Origin of the sequence: Streptomyces sp. NPDC090106 (assembly GCF_044747265.1) — a bacterium.
Taxonomy (GTDB): Bacteria; Actinomycetota; Actinomycetes; order Streptomycetales; family Streptomycetaceae; genus Streptomyces.
The window spans coordinates 621,673-648,254 of the sequence record NZ_JBIVDS010000003.1 but is presented as its reverse complement, the minus strand read 5'-3'; the positions used below and the strand labels follow the sequence as shown (position 1 = coordinate 648,254).

General features: G+C 70.7%; 22 protein-coding genes. 10 read left to right on the top strand and 12 right to left on the bottom strand.

The window, feature by feature from the left end; genetic code table 11:
* Positions 1–411: 411 nt before the first annotated feature.
* Positions 412–708, bottom strand: coding sequence for a hypothetical protein (locus tag ACIPSE_RS12805; protein WP_401661279.1), 297 nt, complete (start codon positions 706–708; stop codon positions 412–414).
* On the bottom strand, positions 708–905 hold the full coding sequence (locus tag ACIPSE_RS12800; RefSeq protein WP_401661277.1) for a toxin-antitoxin system HicB family antitoxin: 198 nt from the start codon (positions 903–905) through the stop codon (positions 708–710). Before ACIPSE_RS12800 ends, ACIPSE_RS12805 begins: the two co-directional genes overlap by 1 nt.
* A gap of 411 nt (positions 906–1,316) precedes the next feature.
* On the opposite strand from ACIPSE_RS12800, the gene ACIPSE_RS12795 reads away from it, so the two are divergent.
* Both ACIPSE_RS12795 and ACIPSE_RS12790 read left to right on the top strand, forming a co-directional pair.
* Entirely contained in the window at positions 1,317–2,303 is a 987-nt protein-coding gene (locus ACIPSE_RS12795; protein ID WP_401661274.1) for a phosphotransferase family protein, read from the top strand.
* Entirely contained in the window at positions 2,300–3,664 is a 1,365-nt protein-coding gene (locus ACIPSE_RS12790; RefSeq protein ID WP_401661272.1) for an MATE family efflux transporter, read from the top strand. The genes ACIPSE_RS12795 and ACIPSE_RS12790 overlap by 4 nt, the downstream gene beginning before the upstream one ends.
* On the opposite strand, the gene ACIPSE_RS12785 is transcribed toward ACIPSE_RS12790, so the two are convergent.
* The 9 genes from ACIPSE_RS12785 to ACIPSE_RS12745 all read right to left on the bottom strand — a co-directional run bounded on the left by ACIPSE_RS12785 (position 3,645) and on the right by ACIPSE_RS12745 (position 16,860).
* A complete protein-coding gene (locus tag ACIPSE_RS12785) occupies positions 3,645–4,265 on the bottom strand; it encodes a TetR/AcrR family transcriptional regulator (protein ID WP_401661270.1) in 621 nt (206 codons plus the stop codon). The genes ACIPSE_RS12790 and ACIPSE_RS12785 overlap by 20 nt on opposite strands.
* A 416-nt stretch (positions 4,266–4,681) precedes the next feature.
* Positions 4,682–5,956, bottom strand: a complete 1,275-nt coding sequence (locus ACIPSE_RS12780; RefSeq protein ID WP_401661268.1) for a cytochrome P450 — start codon at positions 5,954–5,956, stop codon at positions 4,682–4,684.
* Between the two features lie 319 nt (positions 5,957–6,275).
* The gene (locus ACIPSE_RS12775) at positions 6,276–7,130 is read right to left on the bottom strand and encodes an ABC transporter permease (RefSeq protein WP_401661265.1); all 855 of its coding nucleotides are present in this window, start codon (positions 7,128–7,130) and stop codon (positions 6,276–6,278) included.
* Complete coding sequence (locus ACIPSE_RS12770; RefSeq protein ID WP_401661262.1) at positions 7,127–8,239, bottom strand: ATP-binding cassette domain-containing protein; 1,113 nt, start codon at positions 8,237–8,239, stop codon at positions 7,127–7,129. The genes ACIPSE_RS12775 and ACIPSE_RS12770 overlap by 4 nt, the downstream gene beginning before the upstream one ends.
* A 106-nt stretch (positions 8,240–8,345) precedes the next feature.
* Positions 8,346–8,501 carry a VenA family class IV lanthipeptide gene (locus tag ACIPSE_RS12765; protein ID WP_192582752.1) on the bottom strand — a complete coding sequence of 52 codons (156 nt, stop codon included), beginning with the start codon at positions 8,499–8,501 and terminating at the stop codon, positions 8,346–8,348.
* 44 nt (positions 8,502–8,545) lie between these two features.
* Positions 8,546–11,242 carry a class IV lanthionine synthetase LanL gene (gene lanL, locus ACIPSE_RS12760; protein ID WP_401661259.1) on the bottom strand — a complete coding sequence of 899 codons (2,697 nt, stop codon included), beginning with the start codon at positions 11,240–11,242 and terminating at the stop codon, positions 8,546–8,548.
* Positions 11,243–12,375: 1,133 nt separating this feature from the next.
* Positions 12,376–14,658, bottom strand: a complete 2,283-nt coding sequence (gene secD, locus ACIPSE_RS12755) for a protein translocase subunit SecD (RefSeq protein ID WP_401661257.1) — start codon at positions 14,656–14,658, stop codon at positions 12,376–12,378.
* 589 nt (positions 14,659–15,247) lie between these two features.
* Entirely contained in the window at positions 15,248–15,913 is a 666-nt protein-coding gene (locus ACIPSE_RS12750; protein WP_401661254.1) for a response regulator, read from the bottom strand.
* Positions 15,910–16,860 carry a HAMP domain-containing sensor histidine kinase gene (locus tag ACIPSE_RS12745; protein ID WP_401661735.1) on the bottom strand — a complete coding sequence of 317 codons (951 nt, stop codon included), beginning with the start codon at positions 16,858–16,860 and terminating at the stop codon, positions 15,910–15,912. Before ACIPSE_RS12745 ends, ACIPSE_RS12750 begins: the two co-directional genes overlap by 4 nt.
* A 350-nt stretch (positions 16,861–17,210) precedes the next feature.
* On the opposite strand from ACIPSE_RS12745, the gene ACIPSE_RS12740 reads away from it, so the two are divergent.
* The 4 genes from ACIPSE_RS12740 (at position 17,211) to ACIPSE_RS12725 (ending at position 19,527) form a co-directional block, all read left to right on the top strand.
* Complete coding sequence (locus ACIPSE_RS12740; protein ID WP_401661251.1) at positions 17,211–17,540, top strand: TraR/DksA family transcriptional regulator; 330 nt, start codon at positions 17,211–17,213, stop codon at positions 17,538–17,540.
* A gap of 86 nt (positions 17,541–17,626) precedes the next feature.
* The gene (locus ACIPSE_RS12735) at positions 17,627–17,998 is read left to right on the top strand and encodes a TraR/DksA family transcriptional regulator (RefSeq protein WP_401661249.1); all 372 of its coding nucleotides are present in this window, start codon (positions 17,627–17,629) and stop codon (positions 17,996–17,998) included.
* The gene (locus ACIPSE_RS12730; RefSeq protein WP_401661246.1) at positions 17,995–18,813 is read left to right on the top strand and encodes a hypothetical protein; all 819 of its coding nucleotides are present in this window, start codon (positions 17,995–17,997) and stop codon (positions 18,811–18,813) included. Before ACIPSE_RS12735 ends, ACIPSE_RS12730 begins: the two co-directional genes overlap by 4 nt.
* Before the next feature lie 90 nt (positions 18,814–18,903).
* Positions 18,904–19,527 carry a hypothetical protein gene (locus ACIPSE_RS12725; RefSeq protein ID WP_401661243.1) on the top strand — a complete coding sequence of 208 codons (624 nt, stop codon included), beginning with the start codon at positions 18,904–18,906 and terminating at the stop codon, positions 19,525–19,527.
* 33 nt (positions 19,528–19,560) lie between these two features.
* On the opposite strand, the gene ACIPSE_RS12720 is transcribed toward ACIPSE_RS12725, so the two are convergent.
* Positions 19,561–19,809, bottom strand: coding sequence for a hypothetical protein (locus ACIPSE_RS12720; protein ID WP_401661240.1), 249 nt, complete (start codon positions 19,807–19,809; stop codon positions 19,561–19,563).
* Positions 19,810–20,139: 330 nt separating this feature from the next.
* Here ACIPSE_RS12720 and ACIPSE_RS12715 point away from each other — a divergent pair, with 330 nt between their 5' ends.
* From ACIPSE_RS12715 to ACIPSE_RS12700, 4 genes are all read left to right on the top strand, one after another.
* A complete protein-coding gene (locus ACIPSE_RS12715; protein WP_401661238.1) occupies positions 20,140–20,925 on the top strand; it encodes a GNAT family N-acetyltransferase in 786 nt (261 codons plus the stop codon).
* A 186-nt stretch (positions 20,926–21,111) separates the two neighbouring features.
* A complete protein-coding gene (locus ACIPSE_RS12710) occupies positions 21,112–21,540 on the top strand; it encodes a DUF4240 domain-containing protein (protein ID WP_401661236.1) in 429 nt (142 codons plus the stop codon).
* A 241-nt stretch (positions 21,541–21,781) separates the two neighbouring features.
* Entirely contained in the window at positions 21,782–24,436 is a 2,655-nt protein-coding gene (locus ACIPSE_RS12705; RefSeq protein WP_401661233.1) for a LuxR C-terminal-related transcriptional regulator, read from the top strand.
* Positions 24,437–24,791: 355 nt separating this feature from the next.
* Positions 24,792–26,456, top strand: a complete 1,665-nt coding sequence (locus ACIPSE_RS12700; RefSeq protein WP_401661230.1) for a hypothetical protein — start codon at positions 24,792–24,794, stop codon at positions 26,454–26,456.
* Positions 26,457–26,582 lie beyond the last annotated feature (126 nt).

Here is a 26,582-nt window from a genome sequence, read left to right as displayed (position 1 = left end):
GCTCCGGCGACTACGAGGGATGCGGCAGGACCCGCACGGGGCCGTGCACCTCGGGTGAGGGTGCGCCCGATGCCATAGAACATGGAGTCCCCGCCGGCCACCACGGCGATCCGGCGATCGGCGTGCAGGCCGGGAACGGCGGGCTGCAGGAGCGAGGGCCAGACGATCCCCTCCCCGTGCACTCGGCGGACAGCAGGGCGAGTTGGCGTTCACCGCGATCAGGATCTCCGTGTCGAGCGGTGCGGTGCGGTGCGGGAGCCGCCCGGGAGTCCCTCCCAGCCGTCGGCTCCGCTGCCCACGACGAAGGGGATGGGGCATGAGAGGGGGCAGAACTCGGTAGAGCGCGGCCGACCGTCCCGCGGGGAGGGCCAGGCGGGAAACGCGGCCAGTGGATGCTCCTGGGCCGGTCGGCTAGAGGTCTTGGACGGCGCGCAGAGCCTGGTCCACGCGGGCCAGGACTGCGGGGTCGACGGGGCCGAGGAGCTTGGCACCTTCGAACCGGTTGACCCTCAGCTGGGCGATGTTGACGGCGACGGCGGTGCACGGAAGCGGGTCACCGATCACCACCGACATGGCCGTGTCCGGGTAACGCCCGCTGTCGTGCAGGACGATCACGAGCACCGCGCCGTAGGTCTCCTCCAGGCCGGTCAGGCTGATGACCAGGACGTTGCGGCCGTCGGCCAGCGTCCAGACCTCACCGCGGTTCATCACAGGGTGTCGCCCTCGCCCGCCAGGTCGTCGCCGAGACCGAGCGCGGCGAGGTGCCGGCCGGCGTCGAGGGTGGCGGCGCGGCGCGCGGCGCGCACCACGTAGGCGTTCACGCTCAGCCCGGCATCCGCGGCAGCCGCCCGGATCGAGGGGGCCAGGTCGTCGGGGATGCGCAGAGTCATGGTGGTGACGGTCATGGTGGCAGAGTAGCCACCATTTTCCGGTGGCGTAAGACGGTTGCGGCACAGGTGCCCTCTGTTCCGTCACACCGGGGCGCCTGAGCGCTCCGGGATCGACCGGATCGGGCAGAGCCCGTGCGGCACAGAGGGTCAGGCTCTGCGCCGCACGAGCAGTCTGTGGGTGCTCGACGGACCCCGGTGGGGGACGGACGCGAGGCACCGTGCCGCCCGGCCCGCCGGACGGGCGAGCGCATGTCACCCGCCCCGCTCAGGGCACTTGGCTTCGCACGTCGACAAACGTCCACCTGCCCCTGGTCAAGATTTCTACCACATGTTAAGTATTTACGGCAGGGGGCCCGCGCCTCGTCGCGGCACGCACGAGTCGGAGGTCTTCGGCCCGCCGCGAGAACCGCCCATGAGAGGAACGACGTGGAGAGCATCACCAAGAACAGGCAGTCGCCCGAAACGCTGAAGGCCATGATCGAGCGCGCCTACGGAGCGGACCGGGTGCCGGCCGGGGACGGGTGGGTGAGCGAGCTGGGGCACGGCTGGTTCAACGTCGCCTACCGCATCCGCCTGCGTGACGGCGCCGAGGTCGTCCTGAAGATCGCCCCGCCGCCGCAGGTCGAGGTGATGGCGTACGAGCGGGGTGCGATGTCGATCGAGCTGCGCACGCTGGAGATGCTGCGGACGCACACTTCGGTGCCGGTCCCGCCGGTCGACTTCGCCGACCAGAGCCGTGAGCTGTGCGACGCGGACTACTTCTTCATGCCGTACGTCGACGCCGACAACCTCGGCATCGTCTCCGCGCAGCTGCCCGCCGTCGAACGCGAGGCCTACATGGAGCAGCTCGGTGCGGCCAACCGTGAGATCAACTCGATACGCGGCGAGGGGTTCGGTCCGCTCGCCGGGCCCCGTCACCCGAGCTGGCGGCACGTCTTCACCGGCATCGTCGAAGACGTCCTGGCCGACGGGGAGCGCCGTGGCGTGGACATCGGCTGGGAGTACGACACCGTGCGGGAGGTGGTCGCCGCGCACGCCGGCAGTCTGGACGAGGTGACCGAGCCGCGTCTGGTCGAGTGGGACCTGTGGGACAGCAACGTCATGGTCCGCGACGGCAAGATCGTGTGCATCATCGACCACGAGCGTGCCCTGTTCGGGGACCCGCTGATGGAGGCGGGCTTCGTCGGCAGCCAGTTGCCCGACTTCGGTGACCCGACTCCCTTCATGCGCGGCTACGGTCACACGGAGCTGAGCGCCAACGAGCAGGTCCGCCGCCGCCTGTACTGCCTCCACCTGATGCTGATCATGGTCATCGAGACCGTGTACCGCGGGCACACCGACACCCAGCAGTACGACTGGGCCCGTCCCCGCCTGGACGAGACGATGGCGCTGCTGGGGCGTACCCGCCCGTGACACGCCAGGACACCGCTCCCGCGGCAGTCGTGGACCACACCACCCGGCTGGGCACCGAACCGGTGGGCCGACTGCTGTGGCGTGCCTGCACCCAGACCACGGCCGCTGTCGGCGTCTACGGCATCTACGCCCTGACCAACGCCTGGTTCGTCGGGCACGGCGTGGGCGACACCGCGATGGCCGCGGTCAACCTGGTCGCCCCGCTCCTGCTGCTGCTCGGGGCGGTGTCCACCACCGTCGGTGCGGGCGGCGCCTCGCTGGTCTCCCGCGCGCTGGGCGCCGGGGACCGGCAGGCAGCCGCCCGCGCCGCGGGCAACTCCTTCACCCTGTTCTGGCTCTGCGCGGCGGCCACCACCGTGCTCGGACTCGCCTTCCTGGACCCCCTGCTCGACCTGCTCGGCGCCCGGGGCGACCTGCAGGCGAGCGCTCGTCCCTACGCCGTCGTGCTGCTCAGCGGCGCACTGGTCTCCACCGGCTTCTCCAGCCTGGTGCGCGCCGAGGGCAGGATGGGCTACTCGACGCTGCTGTGGCTCGTGCCCGTCGCCGTCCAGATCGCCCTCGACCCGCTGCTGATCTTCGGCCTCGGCATGGGGGTGCGGGGCGCGGCCCTGGGCACCGTCGGCGGGCAGGCCGTCTCCGCGGCGATGAGCCTGTGGTTCTTCTTCGCGCAGCGGCAGCGCCCCTACCGCATCACGCCCAGGGATCTGCTGCCCCACGGGCCGACGCTGCGGGCCCTGCTCGGTATCGGTCTGCCCTCGTTCCTGGCCGGGACCGGCGTCACGCTTCTGGCGGTCCTGGTCAACGCCACCCTCGCGGCCACCGGATCAGCGACGGCGCTGGCCGCCTACGCCGTCTGCGCCCGCCTGCAGACCTTCGTGATGATGCCCCACACCGGCATCAGCCAGGGACTGCAACCCATCGTCGGCTACAACAGCGGCCGGGGCCTGACCGGCCGCGCCCTGCGCGCCCGCAACCTCGCCCTGCTGTCCTCAGTGCTGTACGGGCTCCTCACCGCCGCGATCCTCGCCCTGCTGGCCGAGCCTCTGGCCGGACTGTTCCTCAACGACCCCGCCACCATCACCACCGCCGGACAGGCACTGCCCGTGATCGCCATCGGCCTGACCGTCGCCGGCCTCGGGCCACTGGTGGCGGCCTACGCCCAGTCCCTGGGCAGACCCGCACCCGCCTACCTCATCTCCATCGGAGCCCTGCTCCTGATCAAGATCCCGCTGGTCGTGGCACTGGGCCGGCTGGGAACCGGTGGTGTGTGGGCCGCGCTGGCAGCCGGCGACCTGGCAACCGCAGCCGTCGCACTGCTCCTCCTGCACCGGCTGCGTCGCGCTACTGCAAAGGCTCCCTGAGAAGCTGCTGCACATACGCCCGCAGAACCCCGGCCATGTCCACCTCACCGGGACTGGTCAGCCACTGCACCTGCAGCCCGTCCATCAACGCCACGAAACCCGCCGCGGCGGCCTGGGCGTCGACCCCCTCGCGCAGCATCCCCTGCTCCGCCAACTCCCCTAGCGCACGCTGCACATACGCCCGCGTCGACGCGTAGTGCTCCACGAAGTAGCTGTGCGCCGGATGGTCCTCGGCGACCGCCTCCGCGGCCAGCCTCACATACAGATCGACCATCCCCGCGTGACGGGCGTTGTGCTCGGCGAGATCCAACAGATGCTGCACCACCGCCCGGGGCGAGGACACCCGCGGTGCGAGCAGCGCCGAGTCCTGCTCGTCACGCCGCTCCAGCACCGCGGCCAACAGCGCCTCGCGGTTGGGGAAGTAGTACAGCAGCCCCACATGGCTGATCCCGGCCCGCTTCGCGATCTCCCGCAGCGAAGCACCGTGATATCCGACATCGCCGTACGCCTCGGCGGCCAGCGCCACGATCTGCTCCCGGCGCGCACGCCCCTTCGCATACCCACCCGACGACGCGGACACCTTCGGCTCACCAGCAGACATAGCCACCATCATCGCAGCCCACCTGCTCAGAGAAGAGCAGCCCCTGACGCGACAGGAGCGCAGGCGCGCCGCAGATGGGTCGGCCAGTGGCCGGCGTCGACCTGGCGTCCGCGCCGGGCTCCGGCGCGCCGCGGGCGTTTGTGGGGGTGGAGGTCCGCTGTCGGGTGCGGGTCCGTTGTGGTTGCTCGCGCGCTTCGGGTCGCGCCAGGAACTGGTGGTCCCCTCCTACGGCAAGATCCGCGCGCACATGGTGCACAAGAGGATCGTCGCGATGCGCTTCACCGGCCGGGAACGCGCCACCCGCCGCGCTGTCGCCGAGGCGATAGCCCATTTCAGGGCTGGTCGTCGGCGGGTCCATCGGGCGGGGGCCCTGATGGTCAGGTACCGGCGGTTCGGCATGCCCCAGGCAGTTCTTCTCAGCCGGTCGGCACGAAGCGGGCGCGCAGGTGCGCGGGGGCCAGCCGGTCGACGAACTCCACCGTCACCGACTGCGCGTTCGGCGACTCGATGGTGAAGTGGCGCGCCAACCACGAAGTGGTGAGCGTCAGTTGTCGCATCGTCAACGCGGCGCCCAGGCACACTCGCGGTCCGGCACCGAAGGGGAGGTAGGCGGGTCCGGGGGCCGCTCGTCCGTCCAGCCACCGGGTGGGGTCGAACTCGTCCGGCCGGGGCCACCAGCGAGGGTCACGATGGATCAGGTAGGCGTTGAGCAGTACGTCGTCGCCGGGGCTGAGCGACCACTTCGCAAGGGTGCTCTCCTTGGCGGCGGTCCGTGTCATGAGCCATGCGGGCGGGTACAGCCGCAGCGTCTCCCGGACCACGGCTTCGGCCAGCGGGGTGCCACCCTCCGCCGGTCCGTCCGCCTCGTCACGGAGGTCGTGCACGAGCCGAGGACGGCGGGCGAGTTCCCACACGACGGAGGTGAGGGCCGCCGCGGGGACGCCGTGGCCGCCCATGAGGACGCTGTGCAGCGTCGACACCACGGTGTCGACGGGCGGGGACGGCTCGCCGGCGAGGAGGAATCCGAGCAGGTCGCTGCCGGGCGTGCCGGACGCCGATCCGCTGCGCTCCACGACCAGGGCGGTCAGGGTCTCGGCCATCCGCCGGTAGGTGCGGAAGAAGCGGCGGTGGCGGGGCAGCGGCAGCCACGCGGGGAACTCGTGGGACGCCTCGGCGAAGGCCTGGGTGGCGCGGACGGTCTCGTGGAGCAGCTCGGTGACGCCGCTGTGGTCCGCGCCGAAGCAGTATTCGGCGATCGTCCGGGCGGTGAGCGTCCGCATCGTGGAGAGGACGTCGACCTCGCGGCCGGCTCCGTCGGCGATGACGGCTTCGAGCACCTTCACGGTCAGGTCGTCGGTCCTGGCCACCGCCGTCCGGTTGAGCCCCGGCCACGCGGCCCGGCGTTCGGGCAGCCAGGAGGTGGCGTGTTCGGTGGCCCGGTCGAGGTCGCGTCGCATGTCGAAAGGAGCGAGTTCGGTCACGAACGTGTCGCCGGTGCCCGTGAGCGCTTCATGCGTGAGCTGGGGGTCGATGACGAACAGGGTGTGCTCGTCGTAGGAGAAGACGTCTCCGTACTCGCGATGGCAGCGGCGCAGGAACCCGATCCGGTCGGATTCGTACGCGCGGGTGTTGCCCGTAAGCCAGTGCCCGCGTGGGCCCGGCGGCCAGCTGCGCTTCTCCCGGTACGCCATGTGCCCTTCCCGTGTGGATCGCAGGATCCCTCGTGAGAGATCCTGCGATCGCCGTTGGCGCTGAACAGGTAGGGCTAGCGGGCGTGGTAGGGCCAGTAGATGTAGCGTCCGCTGACCCGCTTCCGGCCCACCAGGTGAGCCATCAGGCGTCGTGTGCGTCTCATGAACACCTCACTGCCGTCAGGGCAAATGTCTTCTCGATGGTGCCACCGTCTCTTGCACCGGGCAATATCGCGTGCCGGTCGATCATTTGGCGCGCCGACAAGAACTGATGGAGCGTCAAGTCAACTGTATGGTTGGGGAGTTGCCTCGTCCGTTCTCATTCGGGACGGCTGAAGAGGCGGGCTGCCCAGAGCAGGGCCACCGCCCCGAGGGCGAGCAGCAGGGTGCCTTCCAGGAACACGGGCGGCTGCCATCCCGACCACTCGATCCCCACCCCGGCCGCCCGGTCCGGTACCCGGAGTTCCATGCACCGCCGGAGCAGGTCCACTCCGTAGGCGAGCGGATTGGCTGCGGCCAGCGTGTGGGCCCAGCCGGGCAGGTTCTCCAGCGGGAAGAAGCCGCCGGAGAGGAACAGCAGCGGCATCATCACCAGGCCGAGCAGCATGTGGAAGTTCTCGGGCCGCTCGAGGCCTACGGCCAGCAGCAGGAGCAGGGCCGTGATGGTGAAGGAGACCAGCAACGTACCGGCGAGAAGGAGCACCAGCAGCAACGGGTCGTAGGCCAGGCCGACGGCGCCGGCCAGGGTGAGCAGGACGGTGCCCTGGACCGTGGAGACGATGGTGCCGCCGGCGCAGCTTCCGAGCAGGAGGGTGGACCGGCTGACCGGTGCCATCAGGAGTTCGCGGAGATAGCCGCTCTGTCTGTCGGTGATCAGGCGGACGCCGACCACGATGGCCGGGGCCTGCACGGTCATCACCAGCACCCCCGGGAAGAGGTAGGCCTGGTAGCCGACGCCCAGTGAGGAGTCGGGGATCAGGGCGGCCAGACCGCCGCCCAGGAGGAAGAGGTAGAGCACCGGCTGGAGCAGCATCAGGGCGGTGTGGGTGCGTTGGGCCGACAGGCGCAGCAGATCGCGGTGGACCAGGGCGTGGACCGCGCGCAGTTCGTGGCGCAGGACCCACCCGTGCTCACCGCCGACGACGTCCGCGGCCGGGAGGGCGGGTGCGGTCACGGGTCCTCCTCGGTGGCGGGCGGGGTCGCGTCCTGCTCCGGGGCGGCCGGTGCCGGGTAGGGAGGCGGGGTGTGGATGCCGCGGCCGGTGTGGTGGAAGAAGACGTCGTCGAGTGTGGGCGGGGTCGCGGACGCGGCGTGCACCGCGATGCCGTGGGTCTCCAGGGCCGAGCACAGCCGGGGAATCCACGCGCTGCCGTCGGGCACGCGCAGGGACAGACCCTCGGCGTCCAGGTCGACGGTGAGGCCGGGCGGTGCCGTGCGGCGCACGATCTGCCGTGCCGCGCTGTCGTCGCCGGTGCGCAGGGTCACGCGGTCGTCCCCGATCTCGGCTTTGAGCGCGAGGGGCGTGCCCTCGGCCACGATCCGGCCGTGGTCGATGATGCCGATCCGGTCGCAGTTCTCCGCCTCCTCCAGGTAGTGGGTGGTGACGAAGAGCGTGGTGCCGTGCCGGTCGCGCAGTGCGCGCAGGTGGTCCCAGACCTGGGCGCGGGCCTGTGGATCGAGTCCGGTGGTCGGCTCGTCCAGGAAGAGGATCTCGGGCGCGTGCAGCAGGCCGCGGGCGAGTTCGAGGCGGCGGCGCATGCCTCCGGACAGGGTGCGTACCGGGGAGCGGCGGCGGTCCGCCAGCCCGACCGTCTCCAGGGTCTCGGTGGCACGCAGGCGGGCATGGCGACGGCGCAGTCCGTAGAGGCGGGCGTGGACGTACAGGTTCTGTTCGGCTGTCAGGTCCGGGTCCAGGGCACTGTGCTGGAAGAGCATCCCGATCCGCCGGCGGACCTCGTCCGGCCTGTCGCGGACGTCGGCGCCCGCGACGGTGGCCTGTCCGGCGGTGGGGCGGGCGAGGGCGCACAGCAGGGAGATGGTGGTGGACTTGCCGGCGCCGTTGGGGCCGAGGAAGGCGTAGGTCTCGCCCTTGAGGACGGCCAGGTCCAGGCCTCGAACGGCGTGGGTGGTGGTGCCGTTCGGGCCGGGGTAGCTCTTGACCAGACCGCGTGTGCGGAGGGCGTACACCGGTCGGCCGGTGGGCTCCGCGGCGTCGGGGCCCGTGCGGGCGGCGGTCAGGAGCGGTGCGATGAGGCGAGCGTGGTCACCGGCAGGTGGCTGCATGATCGGGTCCTCGCTTACGGGGTGTCGTGCGCGGGCGCTGCCGGCCGCAGCGGCCTTGGCTCCGGCCGGCGGCTGCCCGAGACAGCCGCCGGCCGGAGGGACTTGGCTAGGCGCAGCTGACGCCCACGCAGACGGTGTTGAGCAGCGTCAGCACGCCGACGCACGCGCACGTGCCGGAGAAGGATGCTCCGTCGAAGTCGACCGGGTCGGTCTCCGGAAGGGCGTGCAGGTGGGCCAGCAGTTCGAGGGCCTGGTTCTCCATGACATTCTCCTTCTGTGAGCGGTGGCGACAGGGTTTTCTGTCGCTCAACCCGGCTGCTGGACGGACCAGAGCCGGGGGTCTGTGTGGAGCGTCCGCAGGAGGAACGCGAGGATTCCCGCGGAGCCGTCGCTCCAGCTCGTCGAGACGTCCCCGTACTCGTTGGGGAAGACGACGTGGCCGGCGCGGTGGGCGCGTTCGAAGACAATGAGGCGGGCCAGGTCCTCGGCCATGACGCGGTAGGCGGGATCGCCGGTGGCGTCGGCCATGTCGAGGAGGAAGTCGCCGTTGCCCGCCAGCCCGTGACACTGGGCCACGGCCGCGCGTGAGGCGCGTTCCGCCACGGCGTGGGTGGCGCCGCGGGCGAGATCCTCGAAGCGTTTGTCCCCGGTCGCTCGCCAGAGGCCGACCAGGAACGATCCGATGCCCGCCGAACCGTGGCACCAGTACGGGGCCGTGGGCACGTCCGTGGCCTGGGCCGGCCACTGGGCTGCCGGGCCGACGCGTACGGCGTGGGCCACGAGGTGTTCTCCGGCCGCCACGGCCAGCGCCCTGTGCTGTGGACTGCCGGAGATCCCGGCGGCGGTGAGCAGGAAGGAGCCGATGCCTGCCGAACCGTGCGCGTAGCCGAGATAGCGTTTGCCGGCCTCCTCGGAGACGGCTTCCGCGGGGACGGGCCAGCTCACGCCGCACGGCTCGGGTTCCGCGGCGGCGACCAGCCGGTCCGCCGCGTCGACCACCAGCTCGGCCAGGCGGGGATCGCCGGTACGGTGCCACAGGTGGGCCGCGGCGAGTCCGCTGCCCGCGCTGCCGTGGGTGATGTCGTGGCTGGGCGTCGACTCCAGCGGGGCCAGCGCCAGGGCCAGCGCGTGTTCCGTGAGCCTGCGGTCGTCGAGCGCCCGTCCGGCGTCGTACAGCGCCCAGGCGATTCCCCTGCCGCCGAAGTGCAGTCCGGGGCGGATGGACCGAGGGTCGGTCCGGGCGGCGATCCAGTCGCCCGCGGTGGAGATCAGTTCCGGCAGCCGCCGGTCGCCGGTGAGCTCGAAGTACCGCGTCAGGACCGCCAGCACACCCGCCGCGCCCTGCTGGACGACGCAGGGGTCGGTCTCCCCCGCCATGACGGACACGGGCCACAGCCGGCCCTCGTCGGCCGGTGTCATCGAGTCGACCAGATGGTTCACCATCCCGGCGACGGTGGCCTCGACCGGTGCCATGGCGTTCGGCTTGGCCGCCCGGGACGGCCGGGCGGCGCGGCCCTTGCGCGGTGCCGGCTCCGTCCCGTGGCCGGTGTCCGTCTCCCGGAGCGCCGCACGTGCCCTGGCGCAGTCCCAGCGCTCGAGCGGATCGTCCTTCATCAGCCCGAGGATCATCTCCGGCAGGTGGTCCGGCAGACCCAGCGATCCGGCGCAGGTGGTCAGCCACTCGGCGAACCGCTGCTCGGCGGGCCGGTCGGAGGGCTCCTCGGGCAGCAGGTTCGGCACCTTCCCGCAGAGCACGAAGCACACGGTGGCACCGAGGCTGTAGTAGTCGGCCGTGGGCGAGACGGGGGCGTCCAGCAGACGTTCGGGGGCGCTGAAACCCGGTGTGCCCACCTTGGTGGGGAGTGCGGTGTCGCCTTCGAGGACGGCCAGTTCGAGGTCGATGAGGCGCAGTTCCCCGTCGGGGCGGACCATGACGTTGCCGGGGGTGAAGTCCCGCAGCACGCAGCCTTGGGCGTGGGCCTGCGACACCAGGTCCACCAGACGGGAGACCTGGGCGAGCGCGTCGGCGCGGTAGCGTTCGCCGCCGACGTCACGGAAGCGCTCGGCGACCCAGACACGCAGGGGCACACCCGGTACTTCCTCCTGGGCGAGGAACAGGTGCCCGCCCGTCTCGAACATCGCGAGCGGCTCCGGTGCCAGCCCCGTGTGCCTGAGCCGCTCCAGCGTCCTGGCCTCGGACCGCAGCCAGTCGCGGATGTCGGAGCCGGACGCGTCGCCCTCGACGTGCGGCCGGGCCTCCTTGAGGACCACGGGGCCGCCCGTCATGACATCGGTGCCCCGGTAGACGCCGCCCTTGTTGGTGTGGCGGATCGCTTCCCGGACCGAGAACCGCCCGCCGAGCAGCACCGGACTCCGCTTCGCCTGCTCCTGCTTCGGCGGCAGGGGCACCGAGGCCGGGAAAGGGCTGACGGCCCACGGGGGCGGTGCGTACTGCCCGGTGCGTTTGTCCTCCACGGGATTGCCGTCAGGGTCCTCGATGAACCACACCAGCAGTCCCTGGTCCGACAGCCGCCGCCGGCCCACGAAGGCGCCGTAGCGGTAGTGCACCAGGCTCTGCGGGGCGTACGGCTGGTCGGACAGGATGCGGGGGCCGGCCAGTCCCGCCGTCGCCTTGTGCAGGGCCAGCGCCACCCGTGCCGCGTCGGCGTCGGAGTTCGGGTAGACGGTGATGAACTTGCCCGCGTTCCCCCGCGGCGTGGCACGGGAGTTGAGCGCGCCCACCTGCTCGAGCGACCGGACGAACTTGAACACCGAGTCCTCGGTCAGCAGGACGTCCAGGGCCCTTACGAGGACTTCCGGGGCCGAGGCGGCCGTCGCGGAAACATGCAGTTTCCAGCCTTGCCGGCGTCGCATTCCGGCCTTGGGGGTGACGCGGCACCACATCTCTTCCGCGTCCGCCGTCCAAAGCTCACTCGTGCCGGTGGCCTGTAACGCCCGCCTGAGCAGACTGTCGAGGTCGACTTCGATTGCCTGGTTCGTCATGCGTGCCCCTCCCAACGGTGTGAACCGCTGGACGAAATATTCCTTCAGTAGGAATAAATACACAACGCGATTCAGCGAGCGCGCAGGAGCGCCGCACCAGCGGATGGCGCATTTCGGCGCATATAGAGGGCGCATATGCACAGGCAGTAATAAAATTAATTCAGCCGTTCGACGGGATTTCGTCAGAACGCAGGGGAAAAACAGCCACTCGCACTTATTGGCTCTACATTTAACGTTTTCTTTTCGGTCGAGCACTCCCTCTGATCGCTTCGCTTCGTTTGGTACCCCTCTCCCCGCTACTCCGTCCGCGACGGTCGCCTGACGTGGGCCTTCTCGACAACCGGGCAGACCTACGAATCAGCACGAAGCTGTGCGGCGCCTCCTTTCACCGCGCCGACCGCTCCGGCGCCGTAACCGGCTTGGTCGAGGGGCGCATCCGCCGCAACAGTTAGACGGCTGGAAACCTACTCTCTCATTCCGGCCGAAAAGCATCATCGGCGGTTCCGATGCGCCTCTTGCCGTAATCCGACCCTCGACCGCCACGCACCCTGACACCGAGGACGGTCACCAATCATCGGCACTCAATTGACGACGAATAGCCGGGGAGCTCTCTGGAACATTTCCCTCCGCCTCTGCCGAGTTTTTCGTCGGCCTTTGGAGAGCCTGGCTGTCGCGTCGGGTGTGTGCCGGATTCCACGGCCCCGGGTGAATTGGCGCTGCTCGCAGGGACGGAACGCTGCTGGTCAGCCGAGGTTCGCGCCATATCTGGTTCTGCGTGGTGTCGTGGAGGGGAGGTTGCTCAGGCCGGTGGCACGGACGGCGCGGATGCGGTCCTCGGCCAAGATCGCCTGCCCGCCGGCGCGCGACATCCAGCGGGATCGTGCCCGGGTGGTGCACCGTCCGGGGGTTGCGCGTCGGCACGAGCGCCGCCGACATCGCCGTATCGCGAGAGCGGAACACGCGAGGCTGATCCCACCCGTTCGGATGCGGGGCTCCTCACCGCCGTCCCCTCTGTGGCGACGGCGGTGAGACGGTCTACCGGAAAGGCATCCCGCTGCTGCTGCTTCGGGGTCGTGGGCGACTCCTTGACTCCCTCTCCCTCTCCCTCTCCGGCGTTCCTCGCACCGAAGAACTCATGCCGTACGGCCAGGCGCTTGGCCCGATCCTGCGCCGGCGAGGTGGGGCGCGTGTGTGCGGTTGTGGATCTCGACGGCGAGGGGGGTGGCAGTGAACATGGAGGAGTAGGTGCCGACCACAAGGCCGATGAGGAGGGCAAGGGCGAAGTCGGTGAGGGAGTCGCCGCCGAGGAGGGCCAGCGCGGTGAGGATGAAGGCCGCTCCCATGCCGGTGTTGACGGTGCGGGGCAGGGTTTGCAGGAGTGCCTGGTTGCTGATGCGGGCCAGTGACGCCTTGCGGTCGCGACTGCTGAGGTCTCTGATGCGGTCGAAGACGACGACGGAGTCGTTGACGGAGTAGCCGATGACGGTCAGCAGCGCGGCGAGGAAGAGGCCGTCGATGGGCTTGTGGAGCCAGGCGAACACGCCGATGAGAATCACCACGTCGTGGGCGAGGGCGGCGACCGCGGCGGTCGCGAACAGCCAGCGGAAACGTGCTGCGAGGTAGACGAGTTGGGCTGCGAGGGCGACGGCGAGGGCGGTGAGGGCGCCTTGGCGGAGTTCCTTGCCGAGGCTGGGGCCGATGGCCTCGTCGCGCAGCTTGTCGGCGCCCTGCGTCAGATCGCTGACGGTTTCGGTGATCTCCGCTGCCTGCGTCTCGCTCAACTCGCTTGTTCGCACAGTGAGTTGATGGTCGCCGGAGGCCTGGACGACGGCGTGGGGGAATCCGGCGTCGGCGAGGGCGGTGCGGGCGCGGTCCGGGTCGACGGGGCTGGCGGTGGTGTACTCGATGAGGCGTCCGCCGGTGAATTCGATGCCGAAGTCGAGGCTGCGCAGCGCGATGCCGGAGACCGCCAGAACGAGCGCGGCGAGGGAGCCGGCCAGCCAGCGGCGGGGGTGGCGCAGCAGTTGGGGGTTCGTGCGGCTGAGACGGTCGCGGACGGTTCCGGTGTGGGCGATGCCCGTGAGGTGGGGCCGGCGGCGGACCCAGGGACGGGCGGCGGCGTAGTCGGCGAGTGCGCGGGTGATGACCAGGGCGCTGAGCATGGAGGCGAGGACGCCGATGCCCAGGGTGACGCCGAAGCCGCGGACGGGTCCGGAGGCGAGGAAGAACAGCAGACCGGCGGCGATGAGGGTGGTGATGTTGGAGTCGGCGATCGCGCTGAAGGCGTTGCGGAAGCCCGCGGCCAGGGACGAGCGGGGGGTGGGTCGGTTGCGGGAGGCGTACTCCTCGCGGGCGCGTTCGAAGACGAGGACGTTGGCGTCGACCGCCATGCCGATGGCCAGGACGAATCCGGCGAGTCCGGGCAGGGTGAGGGTGGCGCCCAGGGCGGCAAGGGCGGCGTAGGAGATGAGGCCGTAGCAGGCCAGTGCCACGGTGGCCAGGGCGCCCATGAGCCGGTAGACGGCAGTGACGAACAGGGCCGTCAGCGCGGTGCCGATGGCGGCGGCCCAGGCGCTGGCGGTGATGGCCTGCGCGCCGAGCGTGGGGCCGACGGTGCGCTGCTGGACCGTCTCGACGGGTACGGGCAGCGCGCCGCCGTTGATGAGCAGGGCCAGTTCCTTGGCCTCGTCGTCGCTGAAGGATCCGGTGATCTGTGTGGAGCCGCCGCTGATGCCCGTGCCGCAGCCGACCGAGGGGTCCACCTGCGGCGACGAGATGATGTTGTCGTCCAGGACGATCGCGATCCTGCGGGACGGGTCACCCACCGGATTGCAGGCGGCCTGACCGGTCAGGCGGGTCCAGGCGTCCCGGCCTGCGCCCTGGAAATCGACGGTGACCTGCCATCCGGCGCCGCTCTGCTGGTCGAAGCGGGCTTCGGCTTCCTTGACGTGGCTTCCGGTCAGCGAGGCGGCCTGGAGGCGCAGGAGTTGGCCGGACTCGTCGGCCAGGACGTGCTGGCGGGGCCGTTTGGGCAGTGGCTTGGGGGTGTCGTCGGCGCTGTCCGCTGTGCCGAGTACCTGGTGGAAGGTGAGTTGAGCGGTGCGGCCGAGGACGTCGGCGGCCTGGGCCGGGTCCTGGACGCCGGGCAGTTCGACGACGATCCGGTGGTCGCCGGAGCGGGCGATGGTGGGTTCGGCGACGCCGAGCGCGTCGATACGGCCGCGCAGCACTTCGACGGTGCGCTCGGTCGTCTCCACGTCGGGGTCGGTGGTTTCGGTCGGGCGGGTTTCCAGCACGATCTGCGTGCCGCCGCGCAGGTCGAGGCCGAGCTGGATGGGCACGGTGAGCGCGACGTACAGGGACAGGGCGACGGAAGCGAGGGCGAGCAGCCCTCGGATGCGCAGGGAACGGTTCACAGCGGGCCTCCGACAGGCACACCGCGGCCAGGGCGGGCAGCGGTCGACGGAACAAGGGGTGTGGGTGTTCTTCAGGTGCCTGGAGACGGAGGTGGTGCCCGCGTCGGGTGACAGTCCGCCGGCTGAGTCGAGACGGACGGGCGCGGTGCGGACAGCGGCGGGGCAGCCGGCTGGGGCGGACTGCCGGCTGTCCAGCGCGGGGCGAGGGTGCCGGGGGCGGGTGGTGAAGGCCGCTCGCCGAGGACATCGCGTGTGCTTCGGGCCGATGGACCGTCCGCGGCGAGGTGTCCGTCGTCCGCGTAGGGTCCGCTGCCGGTCTGCAGCGCAGCGGAGGCGAGCGCGGGTGGGGCTGTGGAAGCGAGTGTCGACGGGCCGGACAGGGCGGTGAGGACGGCGAGCAGGACCGCGACCAGCGCGGTGAGCGCGGGACCGCCGGTACGGGGTGTGGTGTGCGCGGAGCGTGGCATCCCCCGTCCCCTCTTCGGCGTGTGTCGGTGTGGCTGGACGGCAGGGGGCGGTGGGGGGCCTCAAGGTCCTCGCTGGGGAGTGGGCAGCGGGGACCTTGAGGCGGTCGGGAAGGTCAGGACGTTCAGGGCTGGATGAGGCCCGACCGGATGGCGTAGCGGGTGAGCTCCAGGCGGTCGCGCAGGCCGAGTTTGTGCAGGAGGTTCGCCCGGTGCCGGTGGACGGTCTTGATGCTGATGAAGAGCATCTCGCCGATCTCCTTGGAGGAGTGGCCTTCGGCGACGAGTTTGAGGACCTCTTCTTCTCGGGGCGTCAGGACCCGATCAGGGGGTTCCTCTCCGTGGTGGACGCGGTCAAGGTAGTTGCGGATGAGGGCGGTGACCGCGCCCGGGTAGAGGAAGGGCTCGTCGCGCATGGCGGCCCGGCAGGCGGCGACCAGATCGCGGTCGGCCACGGATTTGAGGACGTATCCGCTGGCGCCGGCCTTGAGCGCCTGGAAGAAGTACTGCTCGTTGTCGTGCATGGTCAGCATCAGCACGTGCAGTCCGGGCTTGAGAGCGGTGAGTTCCCGTGCGGCCTGCAGACCGGTCATGCGGGGCATGGCGATGTCCAGCACGGCGAGGTCGACGTCGTGGGCGCGGGCCAGGTCGATGGCCTCCGCGCCGTCTCCGGCCTCGGCGACGACCTCAAGGTCCGGCTCCCGGTCGAGGATGAGCCGCACTCCGCGCCGCACGAGCGCATGGTCGTCGGCGAGGAGGATACGGATCGTGGGTGTCTGGGTCATGGTCATGACTTTCTGAGGACGGGCACGGTCAGCCGGGTCTGCGTGCCGGCCTCGGGCTGCGAGGTGATGTCCAGCGTGGCCCCGATGAGCAGGGCACGCTCCCGCATCCCGCGGATCCCCGCGCCCTCACCTGCGGCTCCTGTCCCGCGGCCGTCGTCGGTGACGGCCAGGACCACGGTGTCGTCGGTGTGGTGCAGGCTCACCTCCACGCGGGCGGCCTCGGCGTGGCGGGCCGCGTTGGTCAGGGCCTCCTGGGCGACGCGGTACAGCACCAGTTCCGTCTGCTGGTCCAGGGCGGGCAGGTCGGAGTCGAATCGGCGCAGCACTCGCAGTCCGGCGTGCGTGCCGAACCCGGTGGTCAGCGAGGTCAGCGCACTGATCAGGCCGAGATCCTCCAGCACGCCCGGACGGAGACGGCGTACCAGGCGGCGTACCTCGTCGAGGCTCTCCCGGGTGATCTCCTGGGCCTGCCTCAGTTCAGCGCGCAGGGGTTCGTCCGCCTCGTCGGCCGCCCGCTCCAGGCCGAGCAGGATCGCGGTCATGCTCTGGCCTACCTCGTCGTGGAGCTCCTGGGCGATGCGGCGCCGTTCGCCTTCCTGCGCGAGCAGGACGCGGGCGCTGCTGGTGGCCCGTTCCTGTTCCAGCCTCTCGAGCATGGCGTTGAAGGTCCGGATGAGTTCGGCGATCCCGCCGCGGCCGTGTTCGGGAAGCCGCTGGCCGGGGCGGAGCAGGTCGACGGTGGTCATCAGTCTCATGAGCCGCCCCAGCGGCCCCAGCCCGATCCGTAGCAGGGCCGCGTTGGCGACCAGCATGACCGCCAGGCCGGCGACGAGGATGACCGCTTCGGTCAGCCCGACCGGCACCGAGACGGTCACCGGCGCCCACAGCAGCAGTGCGGTGGCCGTACCGAGCACCATCGCGTTGAGGGCGAAGATCCGCCAGAACAGGGACACCGGGATGACACCTTCCTTGTGTGACACGGCTGTGCCTCTACTGCCGGTCACCGCTCACCCTGGGTGTGAGCCGCAGCCACTGATCCTGACCGGTCCGCGGCCAGCCTGCCCCTCGCACCGCTCATTCGTCGATGGGCTCCGATGCCCATTTCCTGCCGGGGGCTGCACCACCGGGATGGGTTCTGGGATCTGCCTCAGATGGGTATCGCGCCCGATGGGTTTCGCAGGGCGTATTGGCCAGGGTGGAGGCATGGCACACCGGCCGTGAGCTCAGTCGATCGCACCGAGCCGGGCGGCCTCGCCCCGTCACGCGCCTGCCGTATCCACCACTGCCGAGAGAAGGACACACGATGTCGCTCGATACGCCCCGGACCGCGCCCCGCCCCGAGCGCCTCACGGCGCACGAGGCCCGTCAGCGCCTTGAGCACGAACGCGCCTCCCGGCTGACGCAACTGCGGGCGGTCGGCGAGGCCGGGGAGAGCACCGACGAGCACATGAGGTCGGCGCAGACGGACACCATCCGGCGTGTCCTCAAGGAGATCGAGGCCGCGTTCGCCCGTGTCGAGGACGGCAGCTACGGAAGCTGCCTGGGCTGCTCCACGACCATCCCGGTCGAGCGCCTGGAGATCCTGCCCTACACGAGGTTCTGCGTCCCCTGCCAGCACACCACCACGGCCTGACCGCACCCGGCCGCCCGGCCGGCCCGACGGCACCCGGCCGTCCCGCCGTCCCGCCCAGCCTCCGTCTCCGCCCATGAGGTGAAGTGATGAACCACCAGATCATCGCCGACCGAGACCCGGCCTTGTCGACCGAGGACCTCGCCGCGCTCCGCGAGAACCTGCACGAGCAGCGCCTGTTCCGCCAGGAGCAGCTGCACCAGATCGCGGGCACCGCATCGGACCGCACCCAGGCGCTGCTCGACCGGCAGGCCGTCTCCCAGGTCGAGGTCCGCGTCACACTCGCCGCGTCCGCCCGCATGGTCCTCGCAGACGTAGAAGCGGCTCTCACCCGTATGGACCAGGGCCGCTACGGCGTCTGCCACCTGTGCCGCAAGCCCATCGCCCGCGAGCACTTGATGATCGTCCCGCAGGCCCGCTACTGCACCCGTTGCCAGCACGTCAGGGAGGCCGGCCGGTGACCACCGCACCCCGCCCCCGCGCCGTGGCCGGCCCGAGCCGGCCCTGGCCCCTGTACCGGCACTGCTCCGGCATCGCCCTCGACCTCGGCAGCGCGCGCACCCGGGCCTGGATATCCGGCCGCAAGGGCGTCCTCGACGCTCCGACGGTGACCTTCCCCGGTGACGGCGTCGTCTACCCCGTCCAGCGCGGCTCGATCGTCGACATCCCCGGGACCGGCCGTATGCTCGACCGCCTGCTCGGCCACCGCCTGCCCCGCTTCGGCCGCCGCCTGATCGTGGTGACCGCCCCGGCCCTGGGCGGAATCGTCTTCCGGGCACAGGCCCGCACCGCGGTCGAGGTTCTGCGGCCGAGCGCCGTGCTGACCGTCCCCACCGCGCGAGCCGTGGCCATGGCCACCGACGCCGACCTGACCCGCCCCCTGCTCGTCGTGGACATCGGTGCTCACCTCACCGAGGTCACCCTCCTCACCGACGGCGCGGTGACCGACGCCCGCCACACAGTCCTGGGCACCAGCGACCTGGACGGCCTCACGCCACCCACGCGGATCACCGACACCATCGGCACGATGGTGACCGCGATGCTCGAACAGGACCCCACCTCCCAGACCCTTGACGCCCTGCGGGCAGGAGCGCTCCTGGCCGGCGGGGGCGCACTGCGTCCCGACATCACCTACCGCCTCGCCGACCGGTTGAACGCGCCCGTCAGACCCGTGCCCGCACCCCACACGGCGGCGGTACGCGGCGCTGCCAAACTCCTGGAAGCCGCGCGCAGGCACCCCTCGGGCACCCCCGAACCCGCGACGCTCCCCCACTAGCCCGACGCCCTCGTCCCCGTCCCCCGTCCCCCGTCCCCCGTCAACCCTGGCACGGACTGCCGTCCCGCACGCGGTAGGAGCAGCGACACCGTGGACCGAAGAATCCCCCCAGCACAGCCGCCCCCTGAAGAACTCCCCAGCGTCCTGCTGTGGAGATGGCGCCGCAACCCACTGCGTCGCCGCTCCGACCTCGTACAGGGATGGATCGCGCTCGGCCTGATCCTGGGCGTCCTGATCACGACACCCGCCGTCATGTTCCTGGTCGGCGACAGCGCCTACCGCGTCTTCCGGCACACCGCCCGGCAGGAGGCCAGTACGCGGCACGAAACGCTCGCCGTGCTTGTCCACGACGCCCCCCGTCACCCCGAACCCGGATCGAGCGAGGCGAAGAAGACCCTGTATCCGGTCACCGTCCGCTTCACCGACCCCAACGGGCGCAACCGCACCGCGACCACCGACGTCGAACCGGGCCTGACCGCCGGCAACACCGTCCGCGTATGGGTCAGCGACCAGGGGAAGATCACCGATCAGCCCCTCTCCGCCGAACAGGTCCGCAGCCGCACCATGGGCTGCGCGCTCCTTGCCGCCATGGCCGTCCCTCTCGTCGGCCTCGGCCTCTACGGCTGCGCCGGCCGCAGGATGGAGCGGCGCAACCTCGCTGAGTGGGAGGCGTCATGGGCCCGCGTCGCCCCCGGATGGACCACCTGCACATGACACCCCGGGAGGCGCCTTCTGCGACGCCGATGATCACGCCATGACACGCCTCGCGGACGCCCACGAAACGTGCCCAGCGCGCGATGGCTGCAACGAAGCGATCTCCGTCCAACAGTCGATCCCGTCGTCGAGGACGACCATTCCGAGCTCGTCCGCAAGATGGGCGCGCAGCGTCAGGGCGAGCTCGGAGGTGATCTCGACGAGAATGCCTGCGTCGAAGTAGAGCCATACGGCGCCGGATTCTCCGATGCGGGACACGCTGGCAGCGTCGGGACGGATCACAGGGCCCCCTTTCCGCCGCTGGAGCTGCCCGATCCGGAGCAGACCGCGCCCCTCCCCCGCAGCTGCCAGACCATCAGGTCCACCAGCAGATCTTCGCGGTATTCGCCGCGGCCGACGCGCCGCTACAGGTGCGGCAGGCATGCGAGGCGATGGCCCTGGAGATCGCCCCCGGCAACATCGACAACACCCGCCTGAAGCTAAAGCGGCTCGTCGAACGCGGCATCCTGGCCTCGACCGAGTAGGGCCTGTTCGCCCAGCCACGTCCGTAGTGCCCTCCGGCGAGCCCGCAGGTGCCGAATACGTGCTGGGGAGCTCTGTACGCTCGGCCGAATGGAGATCACATCGCTGGGGTTCCGCACGGATGTGTCGTTGCTGGAGTTGGGCGGGTCAGTGGTCACCGACCGCGGATCGCACCTTGTGGTGCGCACCCCGGCCAACCCCGGCTTTCACTGGGGGAACTTCCTCGTCTTCGACACACCGCCTCGGCCCCGTGACGCGGCCCGGTGGTCGGCGCTGTTCGCGGCGGAGTTCCCGGAGACGAAGCACCGGGCCTTCGGGGTGGACGGCACCGACGGGGCGCTGGGGGACATCGCGGAACGCGAGAAACTCGGAGTGACCGCCGCGGTCAACACGGTCCTGACAGCGGACAGGCTCGCGCTTTCAACCGAGCCTCCTCAAGCCGACATCCGCGCCTTGTCCAGCGACGACGACTGGCTCCAGGCTCTGGAACTGAGTTTCGCCTGCCATGGTCTGCCGTCGGACGACAATGGTCGACGTTTCGCAGAGCGACGGGTCGCGGGATACCGCAGTCTGTGCGAGGCAGGTCATGGGAACTGGATCGGCGCCTTCGTCGAGGGCCGCCTCCGCGCCGGAGCCGGCTTGTTCGCCGCTGGCCCGGAACTGGCGCGGTTCCAGAACGTCGAGACCCACCCCGATTTCCGCCGCCGAGGTCTTGCTTCCGCCGTCATCCACCATGCGGCCCAGCACGCGGTGCCCGACCCGGGCGTCCGGACACTGGTCATCGTCGCAGACCCCGACGACCACGCCATCCGTCTCTACCGGGCGCTCGGCTTCGCAGACACAGAGCGCCAGGTCCAACTCGACAGGGCAGACTGACCGATCGTTTCGCTCCGCCACCCTCACCAGAGATGGGCCATGCGATCACGGAGGCCAGCGGACGCACCAGCCCCACCCCGACCGAAAGACCGAGACGGACATCACCTTCCGTGCCGCCCTCCCCAGCGGCGGGAGACAGTGGCCCGGGGGCCGGGTCTGTCAGACCCCTGCGGCATGCTCGCCCGCATGAACGAAGTCGCCTTCTGGCAGCTCATCGAGGACTGCAAGCCCACGGAACCGGACCCGGACGCCGATGTCCTTGCAGCAACGCTGACCGAGCGGTTGGCCCAGTCCCCGCTGTCGCTGGTCATCGGCTTTGCCGAGCAACTGTCATGGGCGCTGTACAGACTGGACCGCAAGGAATATGGACACGACCTGTCCGGTGACGCCTTCCTGTACTCCCGTGCGGCGGTCGTCGCCGCCGGCCGCGCCGCATTCGACAGCGTCCTCCAGGACCCGGCAGCCTTCACTCCCTATGCCGTCGACCTCATCTGGGCCGAGCCCCTGCTCTACACACCGGACCGGGCATACGAACGCATCACCGGGGAGGAATGGGATCGCGATACCCGCTACTCCTACGAGTCCTTCTCGAACACCGACGGCTGGGCTGATTGAACAGCATCGCCTGCGGCGTCTCCGCACCCGCGGGGGTGGTCCCCGGATCCTGACCTCCTTCGGGCGCATGGAGTCACCGGTCCCCGCACCCACCGGCTGGACCTCTGTACCCGCGCGCAGACGTCACATCGCCGTCGATGGGCATCAACGATGGCCGAAACACAGCCCCGTTGGAGGCCCATGGGCTGATGGTATGGCGCCGAGTCACGTATGACGAGCTGTCAGGGGCGGGGGAACCGGGGTGCGGGCATGGGCACGGCGTTGGCCGTTGGTGGGGCGTGGTTCGGAGTTGGGGCACTTCGACGCGGCGCTGGCGGATCGGGGGTGTCGTGGGTTCGTGGTCGGCGGGGCGGCCGGTGTGGGCAAGTCCCGGTTGGCCGAGGAGTGCCTTGAGCGGGCCGAGGCGGCGGGTTTCCGGGTGGGTCGGGCCACGGCGAGTGTCGCGGCGGGCGCCGTGCCGTTGGGGGCGATCGCGCATCTGCTGCCGGCCGGGGTGGATCTGTCCGATCCGGTCGCCGGATTCGCTGCTGTGGCCAGGGAGCTGGCCGTCGGACCGGGGCGGCGGTGGGTGCTCATGGTCGACGACATGCATCTGCTGGACGCCGCCTCGGCGGTACTGCTGCGGCAGTTGATGGACACGGGCGCGCTCCTGCTGATCGGCACCGTGCGCAGTGGGGAGCCGTATGGGGAGGCCGTCGCCGCGCTGCGCGGCGGGGACGCGGTGTACCGGGTCGACCTGACCGAGCTGAGTCCGGAGCAGGTGGTGGAGCTGCTGCACGCCGCGCTGGGAAGACCTGTCGCCCGCAGTGCTCTGCACAAGTTGTCGTCCGTGAGCGGAGGCAACGTGCTCTATCTGCGCGAACTGGTCCTTGGTGCCCTGGCCGCCGGGAACCTGGTCCTGGACGGGGAGATCTGGCATCTGGTCGAGGACAGACTGCCGGGCACGGCGCGGCTCACCGAAATGATCTCGACGCGGCTGGCCACCGCCGACTCCGCCGGACGCCCTGTCCTGGAGTTGCTGGCGTTGTGCGAGCCGCTGTCCCTTACCTGCGTCGAAGGGCTTGTCGGGCCGCGGGTGACGGCTTCTCTGGAGCAGGGCGGGCTGATACGGGTCACCCAGGATCGGCGGCGCACCGCCGTCCACCTGGCCCATCCCCTGTACGGCGAGGTGCTGCGAGCCGGTCTGCCGGTCGTGCGCCGCCGGGCTCTGCTGCTGGACCAGGCCAAGCGCGTCGAGGCCTTCGGTGCGCGCCGCCGCGCGGACCCGCTGCACATCGCCGCCTGGCAGCTGGCCGCGACCGGCACCGCGGACCCGGCCCTCCTCGCCCGGGCCGCCGTACTGGCACGCCACGCGCACGACCTGCCCCGGACTGTCGCCCTCCTGGAAGCCCTGCCCGCGCAACACCGGACGACCGCCACCGATCTGAGGCTCGGCGAGGCCCTGTTCGAGCTGGGCCTGTGGCGCAGGGCCGAGGAGACGCTCGCCCGGGCAGCCGTCCTTGCCGTCGACGAGCAGGACATGCTCGCGGTCGCCCTGGTGCGGACGACGAGCCTGGTGTGGAGCAACGCCCCCGTTGCCGAGGCGCTCGCGGTCAACGACGCCGCCCGCGAACAGCTCAGCAGCCCCGCCGATCGGCGCAAGCTCACGGTCAACGAGGGTTTCCTGCGGATCGTGGGCGGCCGGCCGGTCGAGGGGCTGGCCCTGCTGGCGGATCTGGAGACCGAGGTCGGTGACGCTCCCGATGTCAACGCCTGGCTGCGCGGTGCCTGGATGAAGCCCGCCGCGCTGGCCCTGGTGGGCCGCACCGCCGAGGCCACGACCTGGGCTCGGCGCGCCCACGACGCGCACCGTCGGGTCCAGGAACAGGCGTTGGCCTCCCATCCGGCGTTCCAGCGTGTCCCGCTCGTCCTGGCCCTCAGCGAGGCCGGCCTGCCGGCGGCCGAAGCCTGCCGTGAGGGCGAGCGTGCCTACGCGGAACTCACCGCGGCCGGTTCCCCCGTACGGATCTGGCTGGCCGTCCTCCTCGGCCGTGCGCACTGGCTGGCCGGCCATCCCGCGACCGCCCGCCGCTGGTGGGCCGAGGCCGCCACCGTGTCCCGTGGCATCGACCACACCATGGCACTGCGTCTGGTGCTCGGTGGTCTCGCAGCGTGCGCGGCCGTACTGGGAGATCTGGAGGCGGCCGAGGCGACGCTGGCCGAGCACCGCGCCCTGCCTCCGGTGGAACCTGGATTGCTCTCCCCCGGAGAGGAACGCCTCGGCGAGGCATGGTTGTTGGCCTCCCGAGGGCAGCTGGGCCGAGCCCGATCCGTGCTCACCGCTGCTGCCGCCACGGCACGCGCCGGAGGTCATGTCACCGGTGATGCACTGCTGTTGACCGACGTAGCCCGGCTCGGCGGGGCCAAGGAGGTCACCGATCGGCTGGACACGCTCGGCCGCGGATGCGACGGCGCCCTCGCGCCAGCACGAGCCCAGTTGGCGAAGGCGCTCGCCGCAGACGATCCCGAGCTGCTCCTCCTGGCCGCCGATGCCTGCCGGGCCATCGGCGCGGACCTGCTCGACGCCGAGGCGGCCACCGCCGCCGCGGCCGCCTGGCGCAGGACGGGCCGTACCCGCCGGGCCGCCGCGGCCACGCAGCGGGCCACCGTGGCCCGGGCCCGCTGCGAAGGCGCCCGCACACCGCTGCTGAGCATCGCTCACGCCGCGGCGGCCTCGCTGACCGCCCGGGAACGGGAGATCGCCCTGCTCGCCGCAACCGGCAACACCAGCAAACAGATCGCCCAGATCCTGGCTCTGTCGGTACGTACCGTCGACAACCACCTCCAGCACGCCTACGCCAAACTCGGCGTCACCACGCGTCATCAACTGCCGCAGGCACTGGCGGTGGTTGAGTAGCGGCTACTCATCCTCAGCCGCAGAGACGCTGGCTAGGTTTCCCCCGTCGGCAACGTTGTCGGCCGACAGCCCAGTTCTCGTCATCGGGGGTGACCATATGAAACTGAGCTTGCTGAACACCGGCGGGATGTTGTCCGTCGCGGTACGAAGAACCGTCTTCACGGTCGTGCTGACAGTGCTTTGCGCGTTGGTGGGTCCCGGCGTCGGTGTCGTACGGGCGGACGCGGGCGGCGGATCGCCTGCCGTGGCGGGATCGCCCACGACGGCGCACCGTCCGGCCTGGCAGGTGACAAGGACCGCGCCCAGCCCGGGACTTCCTGCGCAGAAGCAGCGATCGGGCGCTGCGCCCTCGCTGTTGGCCTGCGACACGCATGCGATCGGCACCTGGACCTACACGGACCAGGCCGGTGTGCGGCACAACGGCATGAACACCCAGGTACAGGTGCGGGATCTGCTGACCGGAGCGCTGATCGCCGGGCTCACGGACTCCAACGGCCGCTTCGACATCTGTTTCACCGCCTCGCAGTTCACCCAGCTGTACATCACGTTCAAGGCGGAGAACGCCCAGTGGCGGGTGCAGAACGGCTCGGACGTCTACAACTGGAGTACGCCGGTCCGCGCCAACCCGGTGGCGGGCAGCACCGTGAACTTCGCCACCCAGTTCCCCGGCGACGGCGTCAGGGGCAACCGCGCCGCCCACGTGTTCGACATCGGCAACGATGCGTGGGTGGGCGTCCCGCACACGAACGGCTGCTGGGATCCCAAGGACACCACGTGCCGGCAGTTGCGCTTCGAGTGGTCGAACGCGGGAGCCGACGGCGTGGACTTCTACGACCAAGCGGCCAACGTGGTGCACCTGTTCCCCAGAACCCCGGACGCCCCGATGGAGGTCATGCACGAGGTCGGGCACGCCCTGATGGACGACGTCTACAACGACGCGTTCCCGTCCACCGTGGGTTGTCCCAGTCCGCATTTTCCCGCCCAGGCCAGCACCACCGTGTGCGCGTGGATCGAGGGATGGGCCGACTTCTTCTCACTGGCCATGAACCACACCTCGGAGTATCGCTTCCTCAACGGAACCTCGACCGATTTCGAGCCTCCGAGCTGGGGGTCCAGCAGCGTCGCGGAGGGGGACGTGACGGAGCAACGGGTCGCCGGGGCGTTGTGGGACGTCATCGACCCTCAGATCGCCGGATCTGAAATCTGGGACCAGCACAGCGAGGGCTTCGGAGCCGTCTTCTTCACCCTCGCGCATCACGTCAACACCACGTTGGCAGGGTTCTGGAGCGCCCGCGGCACGGACGGATTCGACGTGTCCGACGCCGCGCTGGGGTCGCTGTATCAGAACACGATCGACTACGGGTACCGCAGGCCCCTCGTCGACGGCCGGGGCCAGTTCCTGCCCACGTTCACCTCTCCCGCACCGCCGCAGAACTTCAGCCTCGACACCGCGGTCCAGTCGTGGTCCGTGGTCGCGCTGCGGCCCTCGAGTCCGACCGACTTCGATCTCGCCCTCTACGACAACCGGGCGCAGACGATACGTCTCGGCAGCAGCACCCTCAACGACCAGGCGGTCGAGTTCATAGCCATCGACTCGAATCTGCGGCCGCCGGGCGACTACTACCCACGGGTGAGCCAGTTCAAGGGACCCGGCACCTACACCATCGAGTCCGTGATGGGCTTCAGCACCCTCCAGCCGGGGTCGTCCACCACGATCCACCTCGACGACTCCCAGGTCGCCGCCGTGCAGGACACCCCGCTGACCGCGGGCGTACCGGTGACGATCACGCTGACCCCGCAGGACCCCATCTCGGTGGCCGGTCTGTTCGTCATGGGCGACGACCCGGGCAATCCGTCGACGTTCGTGCAGAGCCGCACCGCCGCGGTGGCGTCCGCCGTCGGGGCGAACTCCGGTGGGCAGCCGGTCTCGGTGACCTTCACGCCCTCGCGGACCGGCGAGTACGGCGTCGTGGTCACCTTCGACAACGTCGGCGGCGACTACACGCTGACGCGCAGCTGAACCACGGCCCGGGGGGGGTAGGGGTGGTGGGGGGGGGGGGGCCCCCCCCCCCCCCCCCGGATGGGGGGGCCGGGCTCCCGGCCGCCGTGCGGCCGGGCCGGGGGGGCGGCGGGCGGGGGGGCCGGG